This window comes from Streptomyces sp. NPDC000075, from assembly GCF_040301925.1.
GTDB lineage: Bacteria > Actinomycetota > Actinomycetes > Streptomycetales > Streptomycetaceae > Streptomyces > Streptomyces polychromogenes.
Window position 1 is genome coordinate 13463 of the sequence record NZ_JBEPFL010000026.1, and the last position, 24516, is coordinate 37978.

A 24516-nucleotide genomic window follows, 5' to 3' on the forward strand; every position below is an offset into this window, starting at 1 on the left:
TCAGTGGCCTCCGTCGTCGGTGAGCAGGTGGAACATGTCGTGCGGGGCTTCCAGGGGTTCGTCGCCCTCCCAGGTACGGGCCAGGGCGCCCACGGTGGAGAGCTCGCCGAGCAGGACCCCGCCGACGAGCCGGTCGCCGCGCAGGACGACCTTGCGGTAGGTGCCGCGGGTGGCGTCGGCGAGGCGGACCACGTCGTCGCCAGGCAGCGGGGTGGGGTCGCCGAATGCGGCCAGGTCGAGGGGGTGGCCGGCGCCGCCGAGGGTGAGCCGGGTCAGGGCGCGGGTGCCGGTGTACCGCGCCGGGGAGCCGGTGAGGACGGCGGCGAGCGCGTCGGCCTGCTCCAGGGCGGGGCCGGCCAGGCCGTACACCCGGCCGGCGTGCTCGGCGCAGTCGCCGATGGCGTGGACGTACGGGTCGCCGGTGCGCAGCCGGTCGTCCACCACGACCCCCGTGCGGACCTCCAGCCCTGCCGCTCGGGCGAGTCCGGTGCGGGGGCGTACGCCGCAGGCGAGGACGACGACGTCGGCCTCCAGGCGGTAGCCGTCCGCGAGTTCGGCCCCGCTGACGCGGCGGCCCCGGCCGGGCGGGGAGGAAGCCCCGCGCGGCGGCGCCGCAGGCGTGGTCGTCAGGCCCCTGACGCGGCACGCGGTGTGGATCTCCACGCCGAGGGCCGTCAGGTGAGCGTGCAGCAGCGCCGAGGCGCCGGCGTCGAGCTGCCGCTCCATCAGCCGCTCCGCCTGCTGGGCCAGCACCACCCGGGCCCCCCGCGCGGCCAGCGCACGGGCCGCGGAGACGCCCAGGAGGCCGCCGCCGATCACCACCGCGTGCGCACCCGGCCGTACGGCCGCGTCCAGGGCCAGGCAGTCGTCCATGGTGCGGAACGCGTGCACCCCCTCGGGGAGTTCCCCGCCGCCGGGCGGCAACAGCCCGCGCAGCGTCGGCAGGACCGGGTTGGAGCCGGTGGCCAGCACGAGGACGTCGTACTCCGGGGCCGTGCCGTCGTCGCAGTGCACCCGCCGCGCGGCGCGGTCGATCCGTACCGCCCGCACCCCCCGCCGCAGGACCGGGCCGGGGGCCGGCAGCGCGGCCACGCCGGGGGCGTACCGGCCGGCCAGCACCTCGGCCAGCAGGACGCGGTTGTAGGGGGCGTGGGTCTCCTCGCCGAGGACGGTCACCGTGGCGGCCGGCCCCAGCCGGGCGGCGAGCCGAAGGCCCGCCAGGCCGCCGCCGATCACCACCACACGCTGCTCCGAGGTCATGGAACGAGCGTGCGGGGCGGCTGTTTCCCCGCGGCATCGCTCCTGTTACCCGGACGGAACGCCGGCCTCAGCGTCCGGGGCGGCGGCCGGTGAGGGTTCCGGCGGCCGGCGAGCGCGGGCCGCGAAGCTCAAGCTTCGCGCAACTTTCCCCGGATCGATGGGACGTGCACGGATCGGCTCCCTAGGGTCGGGTCCGTGCCTGACATATCAACGACCATGATCATCGTGCTGTGCGCGGCCGCGGCGGCGGCCGGCTGGATCGACGCGGTGGTGGGCGGCGGCGGACTGCTCCTCCTGCCCGCCCTGCTGCTCGGCCTGCCGCACGCCCAGCCGCCCGCCGTCCTCGGGACCAACAAGGCGGTGGCCATCGTCGGCACGGCCGGGGCGGCCGTCACGTACGCGCGGAAGGCCCCGGTGGACGTCAAGCTCGCCGTCCGGATCGGGCTCGCCGCGCTCGCCGGGGCGGTGGGCGGGGCCGCGCTGGCGGGCGGCATCAGCAAGGACGCGATGCGGCCGCTCATCATGGGCGTGCTCGTGGTGGTCGCCGCCGTCGTGATCTTCAAGCCGGGCTTCGGCGCCGCCTCCTCCGCCGCGCCGGTCTCCCGGCAGCGGGTGCTGCTCACCATCGCCCTCGCCGGCCTGGGCATCGGCCTCTACGACGGGCTCATCGGGCCCGGCACCGGGACCTTCCTGGTCCTGGCCCTCACCGCGCTGCTCCACCTCGACCTGGTCACGGCCTCCGCCACCGCGAAGATCGTCAACTGCTGCACCAACGCCGGGGCGCTCGCGATGTTCGCCTACCAGGGGATGGTGTTCTGGCAGCTGGCCGCGCTGATGGCCGTGTTCAACCTGGCCGGGGGCATGATCGGGGCCCGGATGGCCCTCAAGAAGGGCAGCGGGTTCGTCCGGGGCGTGCTGCTGACGGTGGTCGGCGCGCTGGTCGTCAAGCTCGGCCTGGAGCAGTGGGGCTGAGCGGGCGCGGGACCCCGGGGCTGAGCGGGCGCGGGACCGGGGGGCCGCGCGCCCGCCGGTGCGTCAGGCCTGCGGGGCGCGGCGCATCACCCAGAGGGCGGGACCGCCGCCGGGCAGCCGGGCCTCGCCGAGCACGGTGAAGCCGAAGTGCTCGTAGAAGGGCACGTTGGACTCCTTGGAGGACTCCAGGTAGACGGGCAGGCCCGCCGCATCGGCCCGGGCCAGGCCCGAACGCAGGAGCGCGGCCCCGTGCCCCCGGCCCTGGCCGGCCGGGTCGGCGCCGAGCACCGCCAGGTACCAGTGGTCCTCCGGGGGCGCGTGCTCGGCGGCCGCCACGATGCCCTCGCGGAACACCCCCGCCCGGTCGCCGAGCACGGTGGCGAGCTCGTCGAGGGTCTCCTCGTCGGGCAGGGCGCGGCCGTCCGGCGCCACCCAGAAGGCGGCGGCCAGGTCCGTGCGCTCGCACACGCCGTGGCGGCCGTAGTGCCGGGTGAGGAGCGTCGCGAAGTACCGGGTCATGCCCTCCTCGCGCGAGGCCTCGTCGGGGAAGAACCAGCACATCATCGGGTCGTCGGCGAAGGCGCGGGCCAGGCTGCGGCTGATGTCCGCGGCGTCGTCGATCGTTGCTGTCGTGGGCGTGTTCGTTATCGACATACGGGTCATTCTGCAACCCGATGATCTTGGTTCCGGCGGTGGGGTGCCCGGGTCAGTAGGTCCCGGTGAGATGGGCGAAGACGACCACGTTGCCCTGGTATCCGGTACGCGGCGAGAACGCGCCGCCGCAGGTGATCACCCGCAGCTCGGCGCGGGGTGAGGGCCCGTACACGCGCCGGTCGGGGAAGGACTTCGCGTCGTAGACCTCGACCGCGTGGACGGTGAACACCGCCGTGCGCCCGTCCGCGCGGGCGACCTCGACCGAGGCCCCCCGGTGCAGGGCGCCCAGGTGGTAGAAGACCGCCGGGCCGCTCGCGTTGTCCACGTGGCCCGCGATCACGGCGGTGCCCGTCGCGCCGGGAGCGGTCCCGTCGCGGTACCAGCCCGCGAGGTCGCCCCGGGCGGGCGGCGGCACTTCGAGGCTGCCGTCGCGCTCCAGGCCGAGGCCGGTGAGCGGGGCGTCCACCCGGATGGACGGGATCCGGATCCGGGTGGGCGGCGAGCCGGGGAGGGGGGCGATGCTCCCGGGGTAGACGGCCTGCGCGCTCAGGGCGTCGGCGGGGGAGGGCAGCGGGGGCCGGACGGTCTCGGCGGAGCCGCTGGTGACCAGCCATACGCCGACGCAGACGGCCACGGCCACCATCCCGGCCCGCCCGCGCCGGTCCACCGGCCCGGAAGGCGTGCCGTGGCCCCGGCCCGGGCCGGGGGGCGGGTTCGTGTCGGGGGCGGGGCGGCGGAGCAGTCCTTGCCAGATGCCCCGGATGCCCGGGAAGCCGGCCATGCCTCGTGCCCCCTCGTCTCGCCGTTGACAGGAGTGGCCGTCGCCCGGCCCCGCGAACGGGGGGGACCTCGCGGGGCAGGCGACGGGGGGCGGTACCGGTCGGACCGCGGCCGCAGCCGCGGTGGGCGCCCGTCAGCTCCGCGTGCCGCTCGCCCGGCGACGCAGGAGCCAGGTACCGCCGACGGCGGCCGCGGCCAGCACTGCCGCTCCCGCCGTGATCTTGGCCGGATCGGTGGTGGTGGACGTGCCACCGCCCACCCCGGTGCGCACGTGCCCCTGGGGGCCGTGCTCGGTGACGACCAGGTCGCCGGTGGCGAACTTGCCGTCCGCGCAGGTGGCCCCGATGCCGTAGGTGCCCGGCCGGATGTCGCGGGCGACCTGGAACTGGCCGGCCACCACGTCCTTGTGGCTGCCCGGGGTCAGCTTGAAGCGGCCCCCGCCCACGGTGGTGGCGTCGCCCTCGGCGTGACCTCCCGGGCCGCAGGCCCTGGTGTTCACCGTGACCGTGGTGCCCGGCACGGCCGACTTCGGCCAGACCTCCAGTACGGCGAAGTCCCCGGGGGCGAAGGGCGGCATCCCGAGGTCCGCGGCGGCCACCGCTCCCGCGACCGGGCCGGCGAAGGCGGCGGCGGTCAGTGCGGCGGCGGTCAGCGCGTGGGCGGTCCTGCGGCGCATGCGTCACTCCAGGGGACACGGGGTCGTGTTCCGAGGAAAACCGGGCTGCCGGTCCAGCGCCTGCTGACCCATCGTCAGATAGCGTGCCGACGCCGCCCGGGGAGGGTATCCGCGCACGTCAGGGGCCCCGTGCGGCCATCGGTGCGCCCCCACCCCGTCCGGGTGACGCCGATCCCGCTCAGGCCTGCGGCAGGGTCACCGTCGCCGCCGCGCCGCCGGCCGCCGGGTTCCACAGGCGCACCCCGGCGCCGATCACCTGGGCCTGCCCGAACGCGATCGTCAGCCCCAGCCCCGTGCCCTGGCCCCGCTCGGCCGCGCCCGTCATGAACCGCCGCGGCCCCTCCCGCAGCAGGGTCCCGGGGAAGCCGGGACCCTGGTCCCGGACCGTCACCGAGGTCCCGGACACCGCAACGGCGACCTGTCCCTTCCCGTGCCGTCGGGCGTTGACCAGCAGGTTCGTCAGGATCCGCTCCAGCCGCCGGGCATCGGTACGCACCCACGCGCCGCCCTCGCCCGTGCCGCCGCCCCCGCCCTCACCCGCGCCCTCGCCGGGAGCCTCCGCCCCCGAGACCTCCGCCCCCGACACCTCCGCCGCCACCCCCGACCGCCGGACGATCGAGACCACCAGCGGCCCCAGCGGCTGCGCCTCCATCCGGGCCTCCTCCCGGTTCCCGTCCAGCCGGGCCACCTCCAGCAGGTCCTCCGTCAGCGTCCGCAGCGCCGCGACCCGGTCCCGCACCAGTTCCGTCGGCCGGCCCGCCGGAAGCAGCTCGGCCGCCGTGTGCAGCCCCGTCAGCGGGGTCCGCAGCTCGTGCGCCACGTCCGCCGTGAACCGCTGCTCCGCCTCCAGCCGGCGCTGGAGGCTCGCCGCCATCGTGTCGACCGCCGAGGACAGTTCGGCCACCTCGTCGCGGCTGCCCGGAGCCCCGGACGGCCCGATCCGGGCGTCCAGGTCGCCCGCGCTGATCCGCCGGGCCGTCTCGGCCGCCGTCCGCAGGTCCTTGCTCAGCCGGCTCGCCATCAGCACCCCGCCGACCGCCGCCAGCGCCACCACCCCCGTCCCGGACGCGAGCAGCCGGGCGTCCAGCTCCTCCAGCTCGGCCCGGTCCCCGGCCAGCGAGCGGTGCACCGACAGCACGTGCCCGCCGCCCACCGGACGCGCCGCCCACACCGCCGGATCCGGGCCCGACAGGTCGAGGTAGGTGGTGCGGCGGCCGTCCAGGGCCGCCTCGCGCAGCTCGGGCGGCACCTCGGGGCAGTCGATCCGGGCGTCGGCCTCCCCGACCTTGTCGTAGTCGAGCCGGCCCGTGAGCTCGTACACCTGCCGTACGCGGATCAGCTGTTCGGTCGCGCCCTTGCGGGCCGCGTCGGCGACCTGGCGCACCCGGGCCTCGTGGATGAGCACCCCGATGGTGACCGCGACCAGCGAGCAGCCGGCCGCCAGCAGCACCGCGATCTTCCAGCGCAGCCCGAGCGCCCGCAGCAGTCCACGGCAGCGGGCCGGCAGGCCCCTCACCGGGAGGCCCCGGCGCCGCCGTCCGCCCCGGGCGCGGAGGCGCCGGGGGAGGGGCTCGGCAGGGCCTTGTTGTAGCGCCGCTCCTCGTTGACCACCGTCATCCGCTCCCCGTCCCAGTGGTAGCGGACGGCCTGTTCCGAGCCGTCGTCCGGGGCCGTACGGACCAGCAGGTCCCGGCCCAGGGACTCGACGGCCATCCGCCGCCCCACGGTGAACAGGACGGGCACGATCCGCTTGCCCCGGGTCGTGTACACGCTCAGCGCGGTGCGGCCCGTCTCGGTGTCGGCGGCGACGACCAGCTCGTCCCGCCCGTCCCCGGTCAGGTCCAGGTAGGCCGGCGGGCGGAGCCCGGACCGGCCGGGGGCGTTGATCGTCCCCTTGTCCGCGAACAGCCGCATGCGCGGGTCCGCCCGGACCACGTCGGCCGCCTTCACCGCCGCCAGGCCGCCGGGTCCCACCTCGGGGACGTCCGCCAGCGCCGCCGGCGGCGGCTGCCGGGTGCCGGTCGCGGCCCCGGGCGCCTTAGGGGAGTCATCGGCCCAGGCCGGCCACAGGGCCTGCGGCCGCGGTTGCGGGGACGCCGGGGTCACCGGCTCCCCGGCGGCCAGGCCGCCGGGTGCGGCACAGGCCGCGAGGGCCAGGGCGGCGGCGCCGAGCAGCACGGCGGTGGGGAGGCGGCGGGGTGATCGCGACATGGGAACGGAACCGTGGGGGTGAGGAAGGGGGATGAACCGGACGGTAATCGGCGACCGTCACAGCGACCGGGAGATTGTGTAACAGCGGTGCGTACGGTGGGGGTGCACGGGAAAGACGGGCCTTTCGGCCCGGCCCGGGCAGGTCCGGCTCAGCCGAAGGAGGGGCTTGTGGCATCGGTCGATCGGCCGGGATCCGGCGGCGTCCTGCCGTTCTTCGTGTACGGGACGCTGCGGCCCGGCGAGGTCAACCACGACCTGTTCCTGCGCGGCCGCACCGCCGCCGAGGAACCGGCCCGGCTGCCGGGCGCGGCGCTGTACGAGGGGCCGGGCTACCCGTACGCGGTGGAGCGGGCCGGGTCGGCGATAGCCGGCGAGCTGATCACGCCCGCGGCGGAGGCGTACGGGGAGCTGCTGCGTGCGCTGGACCTGCTGGAGGAGTACGCCGGGCCGGGCAGCCCGCGCAACGTCTACGACCGGGTCGCGCGGGAGGCCGTCCGCGGGGACGGGAGCCGGGTGCGGGCCTGGGTGTACCTGGCGGCCGCGCCGCTGGCCCACCGGCTCGCCCGGACGGGGACCGAGATCCCCGGCGGGGACTGGCTGCGGAGGTAGCGGCGCCAGGCCCTAGAGGCCCTCCGCGCCGCGGTTGCGCAGGCGCTGGCCGTACTGCTGGAGGACCCACAGTTCCTGCTGGATCGCCGCGTGCTGCTCCGGCGGGGCCTGGGGGCCGAGGCGGGCCAGCTGGCCCTGGATCTCGTGGACCCGCCGGTCCACCGCGCGCAGCCGGACCTGCACCAGCTGCACGCCCGCGTACACCTCGTCCACCGTCTTGGCGTGGATGGCCTCCACCGCCAGCTCCGTCACCAGCGCGCGCACCGTGTCGTTCGGGGCCGCCTCGCGCACCCGGGCCAGGTAGTCCTCCGTGCCCTGCGCGGCGCCGCCCGCGGCCTGGATGGCCTGGCGGACCTCCGCGTAGGGCGGGGCGGTGAACTCGTCCGTCCCGTACGCGTCGAACGCGGGGGAGACCAGAGCCGGCCGCTGGAGCGCCAGCTTGAGCAGCTCCCGCTCCGTGCGGTGCGCCGGGCTGCGCAGGTTCAGGGCCGGACCGCTCGGCTGCGCCGGAGCGGGCGCGGCGGCCGGGGTCTCCTCGTAGCGGCGGGCCGGCTGCCGCCGGTCCGGCTGCTGGCCGCGCTCGCGCGCCCACCGGGCCTGCTGCGCCACGCGCTTGACCACGAACTGCTCGTCGCGGATGCCCAGCATGCCCGCCAGCTGCACCGCCGACTCGTGCTGGATCGCGATGTTCTTGATCCCGGCGACCACGGGAGCGGCCTCGTCGAGCGCCGCCGCCCGCCCCGCCGGGTTCTCCAGGTTGTGCCGGGCCACGATGTGCCGCAGCGCGAACTCGAACAGCGGGGTACGGGACTCCACCAGCCCGGAGACGGCCGCGTCGCCCTGCGCGAGGCGCAGGTCGCAGGGGTCCATCCCGCCCGGGGTGATCGCGATCGAGGTCTCCGCCGCGAACTTCTGGTCGTCCTCGAAGGCCCGCAGCGCCGCCTTCTGCCCGGCCGCGTCACCGTCGAAGGTGAAGATCACCTCGGCGGTCGCGTTGTCCATCAGCAGCCGGCGCAGGATCTTGATGTGCTCCCCGCCGAAGGCGGTGCCACAGGTGGCGATGGCGGTGGTGACCCCGGCCAGGTGGCAGGCCATCACGTCGGTGTAGCCCTCGACGACCACGGCCCGGGAGGTCTTCGCGATCTCCTTCTTGGCCAGGTCGATGCCGTACAGCACCTGGGACTTCTTGTAGATCGGCGTCTCGGGGGTGTTCAGGTACTTCGGGCCGTTGTCGTCCTCGCGCAGCTTGCGCGCGCCGAAGCCGACCACCTCGCCGCTGATGTCGCGGATGGGCCACATCAGCCGGCCGCGGAAGCGGTCGATGGGCTTGCCGCTGCGGCTGTCCTGGGCCAGCCCGGAGAGGATCAGCTCCTTGTCGCTGAAGCCCCGCCCGCGCAGGAACCGGGTCAGGTGGTCCCAGCCGGCCGGGCTGTAGCCCACCCCGAAGTGCTCGGCCGCCCCCTGGTCGAAGCCGCGCTCCGCCAGGAAGCGGCGGGCGATCTCGGCCTCGGCGCCGCCGAGCTGGTCCACGTAGAACTGGGCGGCCGCCTTGTGCGCCTCGACCAGGCGGATCCGCTCCCCGCGGCCGCTGGTGCCGGCGGTGTAGCCGCCCTCCTCGTAGCGCAGGGTGATGCCGGCCTGGCCGGCCAGCCGCTCGACCGCCTCCGAGAAGGAGAGGTGGTCGATCTTCATGATGAAGTCGAGGGTGTCCCCGCCGGCCTGGCAGCCGAAGCAGTGGTAGAGCCCCTTGCTCGGGCTGACCTGGAAGGACGGGGACTTCTCGTCGTGGAAGGGGCACAGGCCCTTGAGGTTGCCGCCGCCGGCGTTGCGCAGCTGGAGGTACTCCGAGACCACGGCGTCGATCGGGACCGCGTCCCGTACCGCCTTCACGTCGTCGTCGTTGATCCGTCCTGCCACCCGTGAATTCTACGGTGGGGCGGCGGCAAACCCGTCAGGCCCCCTCGGCCGGGACCAGGGAGTCGAGCGGAACGGACGGGTCCGCCAGCTTCTCGCGGTCCACCGGGGCCTTGGAGCGGATCAGGTTCTGGATGTGCTCGGTGACGTCCCACACGTTCACGTTCATTCCGGCCAGCACCCGGCCGTCGGACAGCCAGAAGGCGATGAACTCGCGCTTGCCCGCGTCCCCGCGCACCAGCACCTGGTCGTAGCTGCCCGCCGGGGCGTACCCCGAGTACTCCATGCCCACGTCGTACTGGTCGGAGAAGAAGTACGGCACCCGCTCGTACGAGACCTCCTGCCCCAGCATCGCCCGGGCGGCGGCCGGGCCGCCGTTGAGGGCGTTGGCCCAGTGCTCCACCCGCAGCCGCCTCCCCAGCCCCGGGTGCTGGGCGGCCGCCACGTCCCCGACGGCGAAGACGTCCGGGTCGGAGGTGCGCAGCGAGGCGTCCACGGCGATGCCGCCGCCGTGCTCCCGGTCGACCAGGGCCAGCCCGGAGGTCTCCGCGAGCGCGGTGCGCGGCGCCGCCCCGATCGCGGCGAGCACGGCGTGCGCCGGGTGCTCCTCACCGTCGTCGGTCCGCGCGGCCAGCACCATGCCGTCCTGGCCGACGATCTCCGTCAGCTTCGCCCCGAAGTGGAAGCGGACCCCGTGCTCGCCGTGCAGGTCGGCGAAGAACTGGCCGATCTCCGGGCCGAGCACCGCGTGCAGCGGGGAGGGCAGCGGCTCGACCACGGTCACCTCGGCGCCGTAGGAGCGGGCGGCGGCCGCCACCTCCAGGCCGATCCAGCCCGCGCCCGCGATCAGCAGGTGGCCGTTGTCGCGGCCCAGGGAGGTCAGGGCCTTGCGCAGCAGGTCGGCGTGGGCGAGCCGGCGCAGGTGGTGCACCCCCGCCAGGCCGGTGCCCGGGATGTCGAGGCGGCGGGGCTCGGAGCCGGTCGCCAGCAGCAGCTTGTCGTAGTGCAGCAGGGTGCCGTCACCCAGCCGCACCGTCTTCGCCTCGCGGTCCAGGTGCACGGCGGGCTGGCCCAGGTGCAGCTCGATGTCGGCGCCCGCGTACCAGGAGGGCTCGTGCACGAAGACGCTGTCGCGCTCCTCCTTGCCCAGCAGGTAGCCCTTGGACAGCGGGGGCCGCTCGTAGGGATGGTCGCGCTCGTCGCCGATCAGGATCACCCGGCCGGTGAACCCCTCCGACCTCAGCGTCTCGGCGGCCTTCGCCCCGGCCAGCCCCGCGCCGACGATGATGAACGTCTGGTGTGCGTCGACCACCTGATGCCTCCTCATAACCTCTCCGCCATGTGCGGCCACATGCGAGCGTCCCGCACCGAGCCTGCCCCGTGAAGGGGGAATGGCCCGATCGGCTCACCCTTCGGCGCGCCGCCCCCGCCGGGTGAGGCGGGCGTGCAGGGACCGGGCGGAGGCGTCGGTGAGGCAGGCGATCTGGTCGATGACCGCGCGCTTGCGGGCCTTGTCGTCCGGCGCCGCGTCGAAGATCGCCCGGAACTGCGGGTCGAGGCCCTCCGGCGCGCGGGCGCTGAGCGCCTCGGCCAGTTCGGCCAGGACGATGCGCTGGTCGGCCCGCAGCCGCTCCTGCTCGTCGCGCTGCATCACGTACAGGTCGGCGACCGCCTTCAGGACGGCGCACTCGTTGCGCGCGCGGCGCGGGACCACCAGCTCCGCCGCGTACCGGGTCAGCGGGCCGGGCCCGTACGCCTCGCGGGTGGCGCTCTCGGCGGCCAGGCAGAAACGGCCGATCAGCTGGCTGGTGGCGTCCTTCAGGCGGGCCTGCGCCACGGCGGAGCCGTCGTAGCCGTGCGGCCACCACTCCTCCTCCATCAGCCGGTCCAGCGCCTCGCGCAGCTCCTCCGGTTCGGTGCCGGCGGGCACGTACCGGCCGATGGCGACCTGCCAGATGGCGGCGCGCTCGGGCTCCGCGAACAGCAGGTTGGGGTCGAGGTGCCCGGCGTGCAGGCCGTCCTCGAAGTCGTGCACCGAGTACGCGACATCGTCCGACCAGTCCATCACCTGGGCCTCGAAGCACTTGCGGTCGGCGGGCGCGCCGCGCCGTAGCCAGGCGAAGACCGGCAGGTCGTCCTCGTAGGCGCCGAACTTCACCGAGTCGGGGTCGGTGGGGTGCCCGCCGCGCGCCCAGGGGTACTTGGTGGCCGCGTCCAGGCAGGCCCGGGTCAGGTTGAGGCCGACGCTGACGGGCTCGCCCGTGGCCGGGTCGGGTACGAACCGCTTGGGCTCCAGCCGGGTCAGCAGGCGCAGCGACTGGGCGTTGCCCTCGAAGCCGCCGCAGTCCTTCGCGAACTCGTTGAGCGCCTCCTCGCCGTTGTGCCCGAACGGCGGGTGCCCCATGTCGTGCGACAGGCAGGCCGCCTCGACCAGATCGGGATCGCACCCGAGGGCGGCCCCGAGCTCCCGCCCGACCTGCGCGCACTCCAGCGAGTGGGTCAGCCGGGTACGGGGGCTCGCGTCCCAGTCGAACGAGCGGGTGCCCGGGGTGACCACCTGGGTCTTCCCGGCGAGGCGGCGCAGCGCCGCCGAGTGCAGCACGCGGGCCCGGTCGCGCTGGAAGGCGGTCCGCCCGGGCCGTTTGTCGGGCTCGGCGGCCCACCGCTCGGTGGCGGCGGGGTCGTAGGAGTCGTACGCGGGGGTGAGCGCGGTGCCTTCCATGTATCAGACGTTAACCGGAGACACCGACAATCCGAGCAATCCGGTCCCGTCCGGTCTTCAGGCGCTGGCCAGTTCCCGGTGGTGCGCGGGGCGGGACAGGGCCTCGTCGTAGCGGTGGAGGACCAGGCGGGCCAGGGCCGGGTGGGCGCCCAGCGGGACGGCCGCCGGGCCCGGAGCGGCGGCGGCGCTCGCGGTGGCGAAGCGGCCCGGGGCGGTGAAGTACGAGGCCACCGCGGGCCGGTGGCCCCGCGCCTCCAGCGCCCGGACCGCCTGCGGGACGGTCGGCGCGGCCGCCGAGGCGTACGCCGGGACCACGGGCACCCCGCCGAGCCGCTCCGAGAGCAGCGCGGCGGTGCGGCGGGTGTCGGCGGCGGAGTCCGGGTCGAGGGAGCCGGCGGCGGCCAGGACGACGGCCGTGCCCGGCCGCCGGCCGGCCTCCAGGAGCCGTTCGGCCAGGGCCTCCACCAGCAGCGGGTGCGGGCCGAGCGGCGCCGCGACCCGTGTCCGCAGGTGCCCGGCGCGGGCCGCCGCCGCGGGCAGGTCCCGCTTCACGTGGGTCCCGCGCCCGAGCAGCAGCGGTACGAGGACGGCCGGACCGGCGGTGTCCGCCAGGGTGTCGGCGAGCAGGGGCGCGTTCAGGCCGAGGTGCCCGAGCCGGACGTCGAGGTGGGGGCGGAGCTCGCGGACGCGTTCGAGGAGCGCGAGGACGGTGAGAGCGGCGCGGGGGTCGCGGCTGCCGTGGGCCACGGCGACGAGGGTGGGGTGCATGAGGGGGCTCCGTGGGGCCGGGCGTGCGGCGGGCGCACTCCGCTCAGCTGGGCGCCGAGCTGGTCGGTGATCCGGGTCAGCAGCTCGGCGGTGCTGTCGAAGGGGAGGAAGGGGAGGGCGAGGAGGAGGGCGGACTGGCTAGCGGGAGGGTGCACCGGCTCCGTCATGAACCGATCCTGCGGGCTCCGGATTGCGTCCGCGTTGCGCGGGGGTGACGGGTGTTCGCCGGGGTCCTCACACCGCCCGCCCGGCGCCCGGGCTGAAACCGGGACGATCTCCCGGCGCGTCCTGCTCTGCGAACCGGGCGGCCGCGCCCGGCGGGACGACCAGGGGGAACGTTCATGCGCACACCGCGCCCGGGCAGGATCGCGCGCGCCCTGCGCGACCGGACGCCGACCACCGTACGGGCCCGGCGGCGGGCCGTGCAGGCCGTGATGGCGCTGTGCGTGCTGGCCCTGCTGCCGTCGGCCTGGACCCACGCGAGCGCCGCCGGCCGGCTGCGTACGGTCGGGCAGGCGCCCGCCACCGGGGTGGCCGTCGTCTTCGGGGCCGGGCTGTGGGACGGCCGGCCCACCCCGTACCTCGCGGCCCGCCTGGACGCGGCCGTCGAGCTGTACCGGGCCGGGAAGGTGCGGGCCGTCCTGGTCACCGGGGACAACAGCCGCACCGAGTACGACGAACCCGACGCGATGCGCACCTACCTCACCCGCCACGGGGTGCCCGACGGCCGGATCGTCAGCGACTTCGCCGGCTTCGACACCTGGGACAGCTGTGTCCGCGCCCGGGAGATCTTCGGCGTCCGCCGGGCGGTGCTGGTCAGCCAGAGCTTCCACATCCACCGGGCCGTCACCCTGTGCCGGACCGCGGGAGTGGACGCGTACGGGGTCGGCGTCGACGACGCGCACGACGCCACCTGGTACTACGGCGGCGCCCGCGAGGTCTTCGCGGCGGGCAAGGCGGCCGTGGACGCCGTCCTGCGGCCGCGGCCGACGTTCCTCGGGCCCAAGGAGGAGGGGGTGTCGCGGGCGCTGGGCGCTCTGGCAGACTGACGCCGCGATCGCTGGTATTCCGATTAGTCATATCCGAGGAGTGGAACCGTGGCTGTTGTGGATCTGAGCGGCAAGGCCGTCGTCATCACCGGCGGGGCCCGGGGCCTCGGCGCGGCCGCCGCGCGGGCCGTGGTCGACGGCGGCGGCCGGGTGCTGATCACCGACGTGCTGGAGGCGGAGGGCGCCGAGACCGCCGCGAAGCTCGGCCCCGCAGCCCGGTTCCTGCGCCACGACGTCACGAGCGAGACCGACTGGCAGGCCGTCCTGGACCACGCCCTCGCCGAGTTCGGCCGGCTCGACGGACTGGTCAACAACGCGGGCATCGCCACCGGGCAGCTCCTGGAGCACGAGAGCGTCGAGCACTTCCGCCGGTGTGTCGAGGTCAACCTGGTCGGCACGTTCATCGGCGTCAAGGCCGCGATACCGCTGCTGCGGGCGGGCGGGGGCGGGGCGATCGTCAACATCTCGTCGGCGGCGGGGCTCACCGGGCTGGCGCTGACCGCCGGGTACGGGGCCTCCAAGTGGGGTGTGCGGGGACTGTCGAAGATCGGGGCGGTGGAGCTGGCGGAAGCGCGGATCCGGGTGAACTCGGTCCACCCCGGGATGACGCTGACCCCGATGACGGCGCCGGTCGGGATCCAGGCGGGGGAGGGGAACTACCCCGGTGCGCCGCTGGGCCGGGTCGGCGTCCCGGAGGAGATCGCGGCGGCCGTCGCCTTCCTGCTGTCGGACGCCGCCTCGTACATGACGGGCGCCGAACTCGCCGTCGACGGAGGCTGGACCGCAGGCCTGACGGTCGGCCACCTGACGGGCCGGTAGCCGGTCCCCGGCCCTCACCGCCCCCGGAGGCACGCGCTGAGCCCCCGCACCCCGGCCCGTAACCCGGGGGCGCACCCGGCGTAACACCCCCCGCGCACCCTGGCCCGTATGCCCCGCACCCAGGAAGCCGTCCCCACCCACTGCCCCTACTGCGCCCTGCAGTGCGGCATGAACCTGCGCCCCGCCGACGGCACCGTGGTCGTCGAGGAGCGGGCCGACTTCCCGGTGAACCGGGGCGCCCTGTGCGGCAAGGGCCGCACCGCCCCCGCCGTGCTCTCCTCCCGGGTGCGCCTCACCGAGCCGCTGGTCCGTACCCGCCCCGGCGGGCCCCTCGTCCCGGCCACCTGGGAGGAGGCCCTCGACGCCGTCGCCTCCGGCCTCGCCCGCACCCGCCGCGCGCACGGGCCCGACGCGGTCGGCGTCTTCGGCGGCGGCGGGCTCACCAACGAGAAGGCCTACGGCCTCGGGAAGTTCGCCCGCGTCGTCCTCGGCACCTCCCAGATCGACTACAACGGCCGCTTCTGCATGTCCTCGGCCGCCGCCGCCCACCAGCGGGCCTTCGGCCTGGACCGCGGACTGCCCTTCCCGCTGGAGGACGTCCCGCGCACCGGCTGCGTGATCCTCGTCGGATCCAACCCGGCCGAGACCATGCCCCCCGCCCTGCGCTACCTCACCGAGCTCAAGGCCAACGGCGGCACCCTCATCGTCGTCGACCCCCGCCGCACCCGCACCGCCGAACAGGCCGACCTCCACCTGGCCCCCCGCCCCGGCACCGACCTCGCCCTGGCCCTCGGCCTGCTGCACCTCGTCGTCGCCGAGGGCCGCACCGACGCGGAGTTCATCGCCGCCCGCACCACCGGCTGGGAGGACGCCCGGGCCGCCGCCATGGCCCACTGGCCCGAACTCGTCGAACGGATCACCGGCGTCCCGGTCCCGCGGCTGCGGCGCGCCGTCGAGATGTTCTGCGCACCCGCCTCCGCCATGGTGCTCACCGCCCGCGGCCCCGAACAGCAGGCCAAGGGCACCGACACCGTCGGCGCCTGGATCAACCTCTGCCTCGCCACCGGCCGGGCCGGCCGCCCCCTCTCCGGCTACGGCTGCCTCACCGGACAGGGCAACGGCCAGGGCGGCCGCGAGCACGGCCAGAAGGCCGACCAGCTCCCCGGCTACCGCACACTCACGGACCCCGACGCCCGCGCGCACGTCGCCCGGGTCTGGGGCGTCGACCCGCAGACCCTGCCCGGCCCGGGCCGCAGCGCCTACGAACTCCTCGACGCCCTCGGCACCGAGGTGAAGGCCCTCCTCCTCATGGGCTCCAACCCGGTCGTCTCCGCGCCCCGCGCCGCCCACGTCGAGGAGCGCATCCGCTCCCTGGACTTCCTCGCCGTCGCCGACGTGGTCCTCTCCGAGACGGCCGCCCTCGCCGACGTGGTCCTGCCCGTCACCCAGTGGGCGGAGGAGACCGGCACCACCACCAGCCTGGAGGGCCGTGTCCTGCTGCGCCGCCGCGCCCTTACACCGCCCCCCGGCGTCCGCAGCGACCTGGAGGTCCTGCACGGGCTCGCCTCCCGCCTCGGTGTGGAGAAGGGCTTCCCCACCGACCCCGAGGAGGTCTTCGAGGAGCTGCGCCGCGCCTCCGAAGGCGGCCCCGCCGACTACTCCGGCATCTCCTACGCGCGCATCACCGCCGAACAGGGCGTCTTCTGGCCCTGCCCCGAAGGCTCCCCGGGCACGCCCCGGCTCTTCCTGGACCGGTTCGCCACCGAGGACGGCCGGGCCCGCTTCACGCCCGCCGTCCACCGCGAGGCCGCCGAGACCCCCGACGCCGACTACCCGCTGCTGCTCACCACAGGCCGGGTCGTCGCCCAGTACCAGTCCGGGGCGCAGACCCGCCGCGTGCCCGAGCTCAACGAGGCCGCCCCCGGCCCGTTCGTGGAGCTGCACCCCCGCCTCGCCGCCCGCCTCGGGGTGGCCGAGGGCACCCCGCTGGCCGTCACCTCGCGGCGCGGACGGGCCGTGGCACCGGCCCGGATCACCGACGCCATCAGGGCGGACACCGTGTTCATGCCCTTCCACTGGTACGGGGAGGGCCGTGCCAACACCCTCACCCACCCCGCCCTGGACCCCGTCTCCCGGATGCCGGAGTTCAAGGTCTGCGCCGTCCGCGTGGAGCCCGCGTAGCGGCGTAGGTCAGGCCGACCATCTCTTGCCGCAGTCTTGGGGATCGCTTTGGGGAGCCTCACAGCTCCCACAACTAGCGTTCCGCGCATGTCACCTCGACCCCCGAACACCCTCCCCGTGCTGCCCTACCGCAAGCCCACCCGCGGCCGCGACTACTGGGTACTGGACGACGTACTGCCCGACGTGGACGCCGTACGGGCGCGCTGCCTCGCCAAGGACGACTGGGTCCAGGGCGCCCCGCACAAGCCCGAGCCCTGGCCCGGACTGCGCGCCATGCCCGCCCTGGAGCCGGCCGAACTCGCCCATGTGGAGAAGCTGGTGCGGCAGGCCACCGGGGCCAAGGGGATCTGGGCCGAGGACCCGGCCGGCGCCGGGACCTTCAACCACAACTGCGTCCAGGTCGTCGGCGAGGGGGAGTGCGAGTCCCGCCCCCACACCGACTCCCGCACCGTGTGCCGCTACGCCGCCGTGCTCTACCTGACCCCCGGCATACCCAAGGACTGCGGCACCAGCTTCCACCGCCAGAGCCTTCCCGGCGGGGTCCTCGGCGGCAACCAGGTCCTCGCCCCGCACAACAACCTCGTCGACGCCCTCGGCACCCGCTTCGTCCCCGAGGACTCCTTCACCGAGGACCTGCGCGTCCCCCACCGCTACAACCGCCTCCTGCTCTACTCCGCCAACCTGATCCACAGCGCCACCGGCTACTGGGGCACCACCCTGGAGGACAAGCGGATGACGGCCGTCTTCTTCTGGATGGCCTGACGGGACGCCCTGCACGGGCCCGGCCCGGGCGGCCCCCGATCGTCTCGGACATGAGTCGGACATGAGTCCGATCCGCATCGGGGTTGCCGCCGGGGGGTAACCATCCGGTCACGCAGCGGACTCAGAAAGTGTCCGCACGCCCCTCGTGGCGGCGATGTGCCGTACCCCACACTGAGGTGCGGTGCCACCGTCCTCGGAGCCCCTGGAGGTCGCCCCCGTGCAGACCCGGACCCTGACCGTGAACGTGAGCCACCCCGCCGGCGGCCCCTTCCACGCCGGTGACGTCGCAACCGCGGAGGCCGAGGCCGAGGCCGTGGACGAAACCCCGGACGAATCCGTGGACGACGAACCCGAGGTGCTCGAACTCATCGAGCAGCCGCCCCCGCGCACCGCCCGGGGACAGGCCGGCCCCGCAGCGGGCGGCCCCTCCGCCGACCTCTTCCGCCAGTACCTGCGCGAGATAGGCAGGATCCCGCTGCTCACCGCCGCCGAGGAGGTGGAACTCGCCCGGCGGGTGGAAGCGGGACTCTTCGCCGAGGAGAAACTCGCCGGCGCCACCGACCTCGACTCCCAGCTCGCCGTCGACCTCGACAAACTCGTCGTCATGGGCCGGATGGCCAAACGCCGCCTCATCGAGTCCAACCTGCGGCTCGTCGTCTCCGTCGCCAAACGCTACGTCGGCCGCGGCCTGACCATGCTCGACCTGGTCCAGGAGGGAAACCTCGGGCTGATCCGCGCCGTCGAGAAGTTCGACTACGCGCGCGGCTACAAGTTCTCCACCTACGCGACCTGGTGGATCCGCCAGGCGATGTCACGGGCCCTCGCCGACCAGGCCCGTACCATCCGCGTCCCCGTCCACGTCGTCGAACTGATCAACCGCGTCGTCCGCGTCCAGCGCCGCATGCTCCAGGAACGGGGCTACGAGCCCACCGCCGAAGAGGTCGCCCTCCACCTGGAACTGACCCCCGAACGGGTCCTGGAGGTCCTGCGCCTCGCCCAGGAGCCGGTCTCCCTGCACGCCCCCGTCGGCGAGGAGGAGGACGTCGCGCTCGGCGACCTCATCGAGGACGGCGACGCCGCCTCCCCCATGGAGTCCGCCGCCTTCTTCCTGCTGCGCGAACACCTCGAAGCGGTCCTGTCGACCCTCGGCGAACGCGAACGCAAGGTCGTCCAGCTCCGCTACGGGCTCGCCGACGGCCGCCCGCGCACCCTGGAGGAGATCGGCCGGATCTTCGGCGTCACCCGGGAGCGGATCCGCCAGATCGAGTCCAAGACCCTCGGCAAGCTCCGCGACCACGCCTTCGCCGACCAGCTGCGCGGCTACCTCGACTGACGACGCCCCCCGACGGGAAGGGGGCGCCCCGAAGGACGCCCCCACCCGCTCGCACCACGGCGCCGGTCAGTCGACCTCGGCCACCGCCTGCGCGAACTGCGCCGCGTACAGCCGCGCGTACGCGCCCCCGGCGGCCAGCAGCTCCGTGTGCGTGCCCTGTTCCACGATCGAGCCGTTCTCCATCACCAGGATCACGTCCGCGTCGCGGATCGTGGACAGCCGGTGCGCGATCACGAAGGACGTACGGCCGTGCGCCAGGCGCGCCATCGCCTTCTGGATCAGCACCTCGGTACGGGTGTCCACCGAGCTCGTCGCCTCGTCGAGCACCAGGATCACCGGGTCCGACAGGAACGCCCGGGCGATGGTGATCAGCTGCTTCTCGCCGGCGCTGACACCCGCGCCCTCGTCGTCGAGCACCGTGTCGTAGCCGTCGGGCAGCGTACGGACGAACCGGTCCGCGTGGGCCGCCCGCGCCGCCTCCTCGATCTCGGCGCGCGTGACCTCGCGCGCGGCGCCATACGCGATGTTCTCCGCGATGGTCCCGCCGAACAGCCAGGTGTCCTGGAGGACCATGCCGATCCCGGAGCGCAGCTCCTCACGGGTCATCTTCGCGATGTCCACCCCGTCGAGGGCTATCTCGCCGCCCGTCACCTCGTAGAACCGCATCAGCAGGTTGACCAGCGTGGTCTTGCCCGCGCCGGTCGGACCGACGATCGCGACCGTCTGCCCCGGCTCCACGCGCAGCGAGAGGTTCTCGATCAGCGGCTTGTCCGGCTCGTAGCGGAAGGCCACCTTGTCGAGGACGACCTGTCCGCGCAGCACCTCCGGACGCTCAGGGACCTCGGCGTCCGGCTCCTGTTCGGGAGCGTCCATCAGCTCGTACACCCGCTCCGCCGAGGCGACGCCGGACTGCACCAGGTTCGCCATCGAGGCCACCTGCGTCAGCGGCATCGAGAACTGGCGCGAGTATTGGATGAAGGCCTGCACGTCACCGATCGACAGGGTGCCCGAGGCCACCCGCAGACCGCCGACCACCGCCACCAGCACGTAGTTGATGTTCGAGATGAAGAACATCACCGGCTGCATGACGCCGCTGACCAGCTGCGCCCTGAACGAGGCCCGGTACAGCGCCTCGTTCTGCTCGGCGAAGAGCTCCGCCGACTCCTTCTGCCGCCCGAAGACCTTCACCAGCGCGTGGCCGGAGTACATCTCCTCGACGTGCGCGTTCAGCGCGCCGGTGCTCTTCCACTGCGCCACGAACTGCGGCTGCGACTTCTTGCCGATCTTCGCCGCGACCACCATGGCCACCGGCACGGTCGCCAGCGCCACCAGCGCCAGCAGCGGGGAGATCCAGAACATCATCGCCAGCACGCCGACGATCGTCAGCAGCGAGTTCATCAGCTGACCCAGCGTCTGCTGGAGCGTCTGCCCGATGTTGTCGATGTCGTTCGTCGCCCGGCTCAGCACCTCACCGCGCTTCTGCCGGTCGAAGTACGACAGCGGCAGCCGCGACAGCTTCGCCTGGAGCTCCTCGCGCATCCGGAACACCATGCCGTTCTGCACGAGGTTCGACAGCCTCGTCGCGACCAGCATCAGCAGGGCCGCCATGACGAACACCGCCAGCGCCCACAGCGCCACGACCCCGACGGCCCCGAAGTCGATGCCCTCGCCCGGCGTGAAGTCGGTGCCCGCCAGCATGTCGGCCATGCCGCCGTGCCCCTTGGCACGCAGCCCCTCCAGCGCCTGCTCCTTGGTCAGGCCCGCGGGCATCTCCCGGCCGACGATGCCCGCGAACACCAGGTCCGTGGCCTCGCCCAGGATCTTCGGCCCGACCACCGAACAGCCGACGCTGCCGACCACGGCAGCGACCATGCCCCACAGCTTCGCCTTGTCCTGCGCCAGCTGCCCCAGCAGCCGTTTGCCCGACCCCTTGAAGTCCAGGGACCTCTGGGGCGAGCCCGTCATCATCCGTCCTCCGGGCCCGCTCATGCGGCCTCCGCCTCCGTCAGCTGGGAGAGCACGATCTCCCGGTAGGTCTCGTTGCCGGCCATCAGCTCGTGGTGCCGGCCCTCGCCGACCACCTGGCCCTCGTCGAGGACGATGATCCGGTCGGCGTCGCGGATCGTGGAGACCCGCTGGGCGACGATGACCACCGTCGCCTCCTGCGTCTCACGGGCCAGCGCCGCGCGCAGCGCCGCGTCCGTCGCGTAGTCCAGCGCCGAGAAGGAGTCGTCGAACAGGTAGATCTCGGGGCGCTGCACGAGCGTCCGGGCGATCGCCAGACGCTGGCGCTGGCCGCCGGAGACGTTCGTGCCGCCCTGGGTGATGGGCGCGTCGAGGCCGTGCTCCAGCGCGGAGACGAACTCCTTGGCCTGGGCCACCTCCAGGGCCCGCCACAGCTCCTCGTCCGTCGCGTCCGGGCGCCCGTAGCGCAGGTTGGAGGCGACGGTCCCGGAGAACAGGTACGGCTTCTGCGGGACCATGCCGACCGTCCTGGCCAGCAGCTGCGGGTCCAGCCGGCGCACGTCCTCACCGTCGACGAGGACCTCGCCGCCGGTCACGTCGAACAGCCGCGGCACCAGGCCCAGCAGCGTGGACTTCCCGCTGCCGGTGGAACCGATCACCGCCGTCGTCTCGCCGGGGCGGGCCACCAGGTCCACCCCGCGCAGCACCGGAGCCTCGGCGCCCGGGTAGCGGAAGTCGGCGCCGCGCAGCTCCAGCCGCCCGCGCACGGACAGCGTGCGCACCGGGTCGGCCGGCGGGACCACGCTGGACTCGGTGTCCAGGACCTCCTGAATGCGCTCGGCGCAGACCTCGGCACGCGGCACCATCATGAACATGAAGGTGGCCATCATGACGGCCATCACGATCTGCATCAGGTAGGCGAGGAAGGCCGTCAGCTGGCCGATCTCCATCTCCCGGCCGTCCACGCGCATCGCGCCGAACCAGATGACGGCCACGCTGGAGATGTTCACGACCATGATGACGACGGGGAACATCAGCGCGAGCAGCCGGCCCGAGGCCAGCGAGACCCCGGTCAGCTCGGTGTTCGCCCCGCGGAAGCGCTCCTCCTCGTAGCCGTCGCGGACGAACGCGCGGATCACGCGGTTGCCGGTGATCTGCTCGCGCAGCACCCGGTTGACCACGTCGAGGCGCACCTGCATCCGGCGGAACAGCGGACGCGTCTTCCAGACGATCGCCCCGACCGACGCGCCCAGCACCGGGACGACGGCGAGCAGCACGCCCGACAGCTTCACGTCCAGGGAGAGCGCCATCGCGATGCCGCCGACGCACATGATCGGCGCCGAGACCATCAGCGTGAAGGTCAGCAGCGCCAGCATCTGCACCTGCTGGACGTCGTTGGTCGTCCGGGTGATCAGCGAGGGCGCGCCGAACTGGCCCAGTTCGCGGGCGGAGAAGCTCTGCACCCGGTCGAAGACGGCGGCCCGCAGGTCCCGGCCCAGCGCGGCGGCGGTCCGCGCACCGAAGTAGACGGCCCCGACGTTGCAGGTGAGCTGGACCAGCGAGACACCGAGCATCAGCGCGCCGAAGCGCAGGATGTAACCCGTGTCACCGTTGACGACACCGTTGTCGATGATGTCGGCGTTGAGGGTGGGCAGGTAGAGGCTCGCACTGGTCTGCAGGAGTTGCAGCAGCACCAGTGCGGCGATGGGTTTCCGGTGCGGACGCAAGTACGTCCGCAGAAGTCGTATGAGCACGCGCAGGCTCCGGTAGGCAAGATCGAGGGGGTTCACTCCATCTTGTGCCAAGCGGCGGCCTGATCCCTACCGCTTTTCGCAAAGCCGGGTCAAAAGGAGTAGGGCGCCTCGTGCCAAGGTCCCCTTGCGCCCCGGATTCGCGGCAGCAAGGGGTCGGACGGGCGGTGCGCGCCCCGTCCCGGGCGGCTCAGAAGGCGCCCGGGTGCAGCTGCTCCCGGGTGGTGACGTACTGCTGGCGCACCGCCTGCCAGGCGGCGAAGTCCTCGCCCGGCTCGAAGACCTGCGCGGCCGGGGCCGGCCACAGCGGAGGGGTGTGCGGGGCCAGCGTGCCCTGCTGCACCCCGAGCGCCCACGCCGCCTGCCGGGCCGCGCCCAGCGCCGCGTAGTCCGCCGGGGCGGGCACGACGATCTGCGTCCCGAACAGCCCCGGAGCGGCGGCCTGTACGGCGGGCAGCTCGGCCGCCGCGCCCAGCAGGAACACCCGCCGGATCCCCACGCCCCGGTGCCGCAGCACGTCCAGGGCGTCCACCAGCCCGCACAGCATCCCCTCGAACGCGGCCCGCGCCAGGTGCTCCGGCTTCATCGAGTCCCGGCGCAGCCCGGACAGGGTCCCGGCGGTGTGCGGCAGGTTCGGGGTGCGCTCGCCGTCCAGGTACGGCAGGAGTACGAGTCCGTGTGCACCGGGCGTCGACTTCAGCGCGAGCATGCTGAGCCCCTCCAGGTCGGTGCCCAGCATGTCGGCGGTGCCGCGCAGGGTCCGTACGGCGTTGGAGGTGTTCACCACCGGCAGGTGCATGCCGCCGGCGTCGGCGAGGGAGGTGATCAGCCCGTTCGGCTCGGTGAGGGCCTCGTGGTGCACGGCCATCACCGAACCGGTGGCCCCCAGCGAGACCACCGCGTCCCCCGGCCCCAGGCCCAGCCCGAGCACGGCCGCCGTGGTCTCCCCGGTCCCGGCGGAGATCAGCAGCCCCTCCGGGGTCACCCCGGCGACGTCGCACGGGCCGAGCACCTCGGGCAGCAGCGCCTGGTGCCCGAGCGCCAGCTCGACCAGGTCCGGCCGGTAGGAGCCGGTGGCCGCCGACCAGTACCCGGTCCCGGAGGCGTCGGCCCGGTCGGTGGTGCGGCGGGCGGGCCGGCCCAGCAGCTGCCAGACGAGCCAGTCGTGCGGGGACATCAGCACCGCCACCCGGCGCGCGGCCTCGGGATCGGTACGGGCCAGCCAGGCGAGCTTCACTATCGGCTGCGCGGGGTGCGGGACCGAGCCCACGGCCGCCGTCCAGGCGGCCTTGCCGCCGAGGGCCTCGGCCAGGTCGGCCGCGGCGACCTGGCCGCGCTTGTCGTTGCCGACCAGGGCGGGCCGGACCGGGGCGCCCTGTGCGTCCAGTGCCAGCAGGCCGCGCCGCGCGGAGACCCCGATGGCCTGGACGCCCTCCAGGAGCCCGCCGCCGGCGGCCTCGCCGAGCGAGAGCAGCCAGGCCTGCGGGTCGCTCTCGCCCGGCACCGGCTCGCCCGCTGACGGCGGATGGGGTGCGTAGCCCTGGCGCAGCACGGCGCCCGTGTCCGTGTCACAGACGACGATGCGAGTGAAGGCGGAAGAGCTGTCCAGCCCGGCGACTATCCCCATGCGGAGAATTCTGCCCCACCGGGCGACCTGACCAGCAGGGTCAGGTGTTGCTGGTTCCCCACTCGTCCTCGTACCCCTGCCCCCGCTCCCGCAGCCCGGGCACCCGCTTCGCCACGGAGGGCGGCAGGACGTCGCCGACCTTGTCGCCGACGGCGGCGAACGCCTTGCCGGCGAACGCGCGCCCGCTCTGCCCCGCCGTCTCGGCGGCGTTGCGCACCACCGGGTTCTGCGCGACCCGCCGCGCGGACTTCCTCATCGCCTCGTACCGCTCGCGTCCCGCGGCCGTTCCCACCACGTAGCCGAGGGCCACTCCGGCGAGGAACGTGACCTTGTACCGCATGCCTGCCACCCTTCGTCGTGTCGGTGCCCGGCCGGCTGGCGATACCGATTGGCGGAGCACCCCCCTGCTTGCGCTAATCTATGACTCGCAACGGGCACTCGCCCCCCGGCAAGGCCGGAGGTG

The 24516-nt window shown here is 74.3% G+C and carries 20 protein-coding genes and 1 pseudogene; 7 read left to right on the plus strand and 14 right to left on the minus strand.

All coding sequences use genetic code 11. The features are described from left to right. Entirely contained in the window at nucleotides 1–1260 is a 1260-nt protein-coding gene (locus ABT403_RS26525) for an NAD(P)/FAD-dependent oxidoreductase (RefSeq protein WP_344155930.1), read from the minus strand. Nucleotides 1261–1455: 195 nt separating this feature from the next. On the opposite strand from ABT403_RS26525, the gene ABT403_RS26530 reads away from it, so the two are divergent. After that, on the plus strand, nucleotides 1456–2232 hold the full coding sequence (locus ABT403_RS26530; RefSeq protein ID WP_344155927.1) for a sulfite exporter TauE/SafE family protein: 777 nt from the start codon (nucleotides 1456–1458) through the stop codon (nucleotides 2230–2232). Between the two features lie 63 nt (nucleotides 2233–2295). On the opposite strand, the gene ABT403_RS26535 is transcribed toward ABT403_RS26530, so the two are convergent. The 5 genes from ABT403_RS26535 to ABT403_RS26555 all read right to left on the minus strand — a co-directional run bounded on the left by ABT403_RS26535 (nucleotide 2296) and on the right by ABT403_RS26555 (nucleotide 6553). After that, the gene (locus ABT403_RS26535) at nucleotides 2296–2895 is read right to left on the minus strand and encodes a GNAT family N-acetyltransferase (protein WP_344155924.1); all 600 of its coding nucleotides are present in this window, start codon (nucleotides 2893–2895) and stop codon (nucleotides 2296–2298) included. A gap of 43 nt (nucleotides 2896–2938) precedes the next feature. After that, complete coding sequence (locus tag ABT403_RS26540; RefSeq protein WP_344156808.1) at nucleotides 2939–3529, minus strand: class F sortase; 591 nt, start codon at nucleotides 3527–3529, stop codon at nucleotides 2939–2941. 270 nt (nucleotides 3530–3799) lie between these two features. Then, nucleotides 3800–4342: a GVDTG sorting domain-containing protein gene (locus tag ABT403_RS26545; RefSeq protein WP_344155921.1), complete on the minus strand. Its 543-nt coding sequence runs from the start codon at nucleotides 4340–4342 to the stop codon at nucleotides 3800–3802. A 178-nt stretch (nucleotides 4343–4520) separates the two neighbouring features. Continuing rightward, nucleotides 4521–5858, minus strand: a complete 1338-nt coding sequence (locus ABT403_RS26550; protein WP_344155918.1) for an ATP-binding protein — start codon at nucleotides 5856–5858, stop codon at nucleotides 4521–4523. Further along, entirely contained in the window at nucleotides 5855–6553 is a 699-nt protein-coding gene (locus ABT403_RS26555; RefSeq protein WP_344155915.1) for a hypothetical protein, read from the minus strand. The genes ABT403_RS26550 and ABT403_RS26555 overlap by 4 nt, the downstream gene beginning before the upstream one ends. Nucleotides 6554–6721: 168 nt before the next feature. Between ABT403_RS26555 and ABT403_RS26560 the strand changes: the two genes are divergently transcribed. Further along, complete coding sequence (locus ABT403_RS26560; RefSeq protein WP_344155912.1) at nucleotides 6722–7162, plus strand: gamma-glutamylcyclotransferase family protein; 441 nt, start codon at nucleotides 6722–6724, stop codon at nucleotides 7160–7162. Nucleotides 7163–7174: 12 nt separating this feature from the next. Here the strand turns inward: ABT403_RS26560 and dnaG are convergent, their stop codons facing one another. The 4 genes and pseudogenes from dnaG to ABT403_RS26580 all read right to left on the minus strand — a co-directional run bounded on the left by dnaG (nucleotide 7175) and on the right by ABT403_RS26580 (nucleotide 12733). Continuing rightward, nucleotides 7175–9079: a DNA primase gene (dnaG, locus tag ABT403_RS26565; RefSeq protein WP_344155909.1), complete on the minus strand. Its 1905-nt coding sequence runs from the start codon at nucleotides 9077–9079 to the stop codon at nucleotides 7175–7177. A 34-nt stretch (nucleotides 9080–9113) separates the two neighbouring features. Continuing rightward, complete coding sequence (locus tag ABT403_RS26570) at nucleotides 9114–10388, minus strand: NAD(P)/FAD-dependent oxidoreductase (RefSeq protein WP_344155906.1); 1275 nt, start codon at nucleotides 10386–10388, stop codon at nucleotides 9114–9116. A 93-nt stretch (nucleotides 10389–10481) separates the two neighbouring features. Beyond that, nucleotides 10482–11798, minus strand: a complete 1317-nt coding sequence (locus tag ABT403_RS26575) for a deoxyguanosinetriphosphate triphosphohydrolase (RefSeq protein WP_344155903.1) — start codon at nucleotides 11796–11798, stop codon at nucleotides 10482–10484. A gap of 57 nt (nucleotides 11799–11855) precedes the next feature. After that, nucleotides 11856–12733, minus strand: a pseudogene (locus ABT403_RS26580) (sirohydrochlorin chelatase). 174 nt (nucleotides 12734–12907) lie between these two features. Between ABT403_RS26580 and ABT403_RS26585 the strand changes: the two are divergent. From ABT403_RS26585 to ABT403_RS26605, 5 genes are all read left to right on the plus strand, one after another. Then, entirely contained in the window at nucleotides 12908–13615 is a 708-nt protein-coding gene (locus ABT403_RS26585) for a SanA/YdcF family protein (RefSeq protein WP_344155900.1), read from the plus strand. A 48-nt stretch (nucleotides 13616–13663) separates the two neighbouring features. Beyond that, nucleotides 13664–14434 (plus strand): glucose 1-dehydrogenase, encoded by a 771-nt coding sequence (locus ABT403_RS26590; protein WP_344155898.1) that lies wholly within the window; start codon nucleotides 13664–13666, stop codon nucleotides 14432–14434. A gap of 108 nt (nucleotides 14435–14542) precedes the next feature. Next, a complete protein-coding gene (locus tag ABT403_RS26595) occupies nucleotides 14543–16615 on the plus strand; it encodes a molybdopterin oxidoreductase family protein (RefSeq protein ID WP_344155895.1) in 2073 nt (690 codons plus the stop codon). An 87-nt stretch (nucleotides 16616–16702) separates the two neighbouring features. After that, nucleotides 16703–17377 (plus strand): DUF6445 family protein, encoded by a 675-nt coding sequence (locus ABT403_RS26600; RefSeq protein WP_344155892.1) that lies wholly within the window; start codon nucleotides 16703–16705, stop codon nucleotides 17375–17377. 181 nt (nucleotides 17378–17558) lie between these two features. Next, on the plus strand, nucleotides 17559–18710 hold the full coding sequence (locus tag ABT403_RS26605) for an RNA polymerase sigma factor (protein WP_344155889.1): 1152 nt from the start codon (nucleotides 17559–17561) through the stop codon (nucleotides 18708–18710). Between the two features lie 66 nt (nucleotides 18711–18776). Here ABT403_RS26605 and ABT403_RS26610 read toward each other — a convergent pair whose 3' ends face one another. The 4 genes from ABT403_RS26610 to ABT403_RS26625 all read right to left on the minus strand — a co-directional run bounded on the left by ABT403_RS26610 (nucleotide 18777) and on the right by ABT403_RS26625 (nucleotide 24393). Continuing rightward, nucleotides 18777–20699: an ABC transporter ATP-binding protein gene (locus ABT403_RS26610; RefSeq protein ID WP_344155886.1), complete on the minus strand. Its 1923-nt coding sequence runs from the start codon at nucleotides 20697–20699 to the stop codon at nucleotides 18777–18779. Next, entirely contained in the window at nucleotides 20696–22429 is a 1734-nt protein-coding gene (locus ABT403_RS26615) for an ABC transporter ATP-binding protein (RefSeq protein WP_344155883.1), read from the minus strand. The genes ABT403_RS26610 and ABT403_RS26615 overlap by 4 nt, the downstream gene beginning before the upstream one ends. 187 nt (nucleotides 22430–22616) lie before the next feature. Further along, entirely contained in the window at nucleotides 22617–24053 is a 1437-nt protein-coding gene (locus tag ABT403_RS26620) for an FGGY family carbohydrate kinase (protein ID WP_344155880.1), read from the minus strand. Nucleotides 24054–24093: 40 nt separating this feature from the next. Beyond that, a complete protein-coding gene (locus ABT403_RS26625; protein WP_344155877.1) occupies nucleotides 24094–24393 on the minus strand; it encodes a YtxH domain-containing protein in 300 nt (99 codons plus the stop codon). Nucleotides 24394–24516: the final 123 nt, after the last annotated feature.

Bases quoted from the DNA above. Each gene is read 5' to 3' on its own strand.
- ABT403_RS26525 (WP_344155930.1), bottom strand. From the start codon at position 1,260: ATGACCTCGGAGCAGCGTGTGGTGGTGATCGGCGGCGGCCTGGCGGGC.
- ABT403_RS26535 (WP_344155924.1), bottom strand. From the start codon at position 2,895: ATGACCCGTATGTCGATAACGAACACGCCCACGACAGCAACGATCGAC.
- ABT403_RS26540 (WP_344156808.1), bottom strand. From the start codon at position 3,529: ATGGTGGCCGTGGCCGTCTGCGTCGGCGTATGGCTGGTCACCAGCGGC.
- ABT403_RS26545 (WP_344155921.1), bottom strand. From the start codon at position 4,342: ATGCGCCGCAGGACCGCCCACGCGCTGACCGCCGCCGCACTGACCGCC.
- ABT403_RS26555 (WP_344155915.1), bottom strand. From the start codon at position 6,553: ATGTCGCGATCACCCCGCCGCCTCCCCACCGCCGTGCTGCTCGGCGCC.
- ABT403_RS26575 (WP_344155903.1), bottom strand. From the start codon at position 11,798: ATGGAAGGCACCGCGCTCACCCCCGCGTACGACTCCTACGACCCCGCC.
- ABT403_RS26585 (WP_344155900.1), top strand. From the start codon at position 12,908: ATGCGCACACCGCGCCCGGGCAGGATCGCGCGCGCCCTGCGCGACCGG.
- ABT403_RS26595 (WP_344155895.1), top strand. From the start codon at position 14,543: ATGCCCCGCACCCAGGAAGCCGTCCCCACCCACTGCCCCTACTGCGCC.
- ABT403_RS26600 (WP_344155892.1), top strand. From the start codon at position 16,703: ATGTCACCTCGACCCCCGAACACCCTCCCCGTGCTGCCCTACCGCAAG.
- ABT403_RS26610 (WP_344155886.1), bottom strand. From the start codon at position 20,699: ATGAGCGGGCCCGGAGGACGGATGATGACGGGCTCGCCCCAGAGGTCC.
- ABT403_RS26620 (WP_344155880.1), bottom strand. From the start codon at position 24,053: ATGGGGATAGTCGCCGGGCTGGACAGCTCTTCCGCCTTCACTCGCATC.
- ABT403_RS26625 (WP_344155877.1), bottom strand. From the start codon at position 24,393: ATGCGGTACAAGGTCACGTTCCTCGCCGGAGTGGCCCTCGGCTACGTG.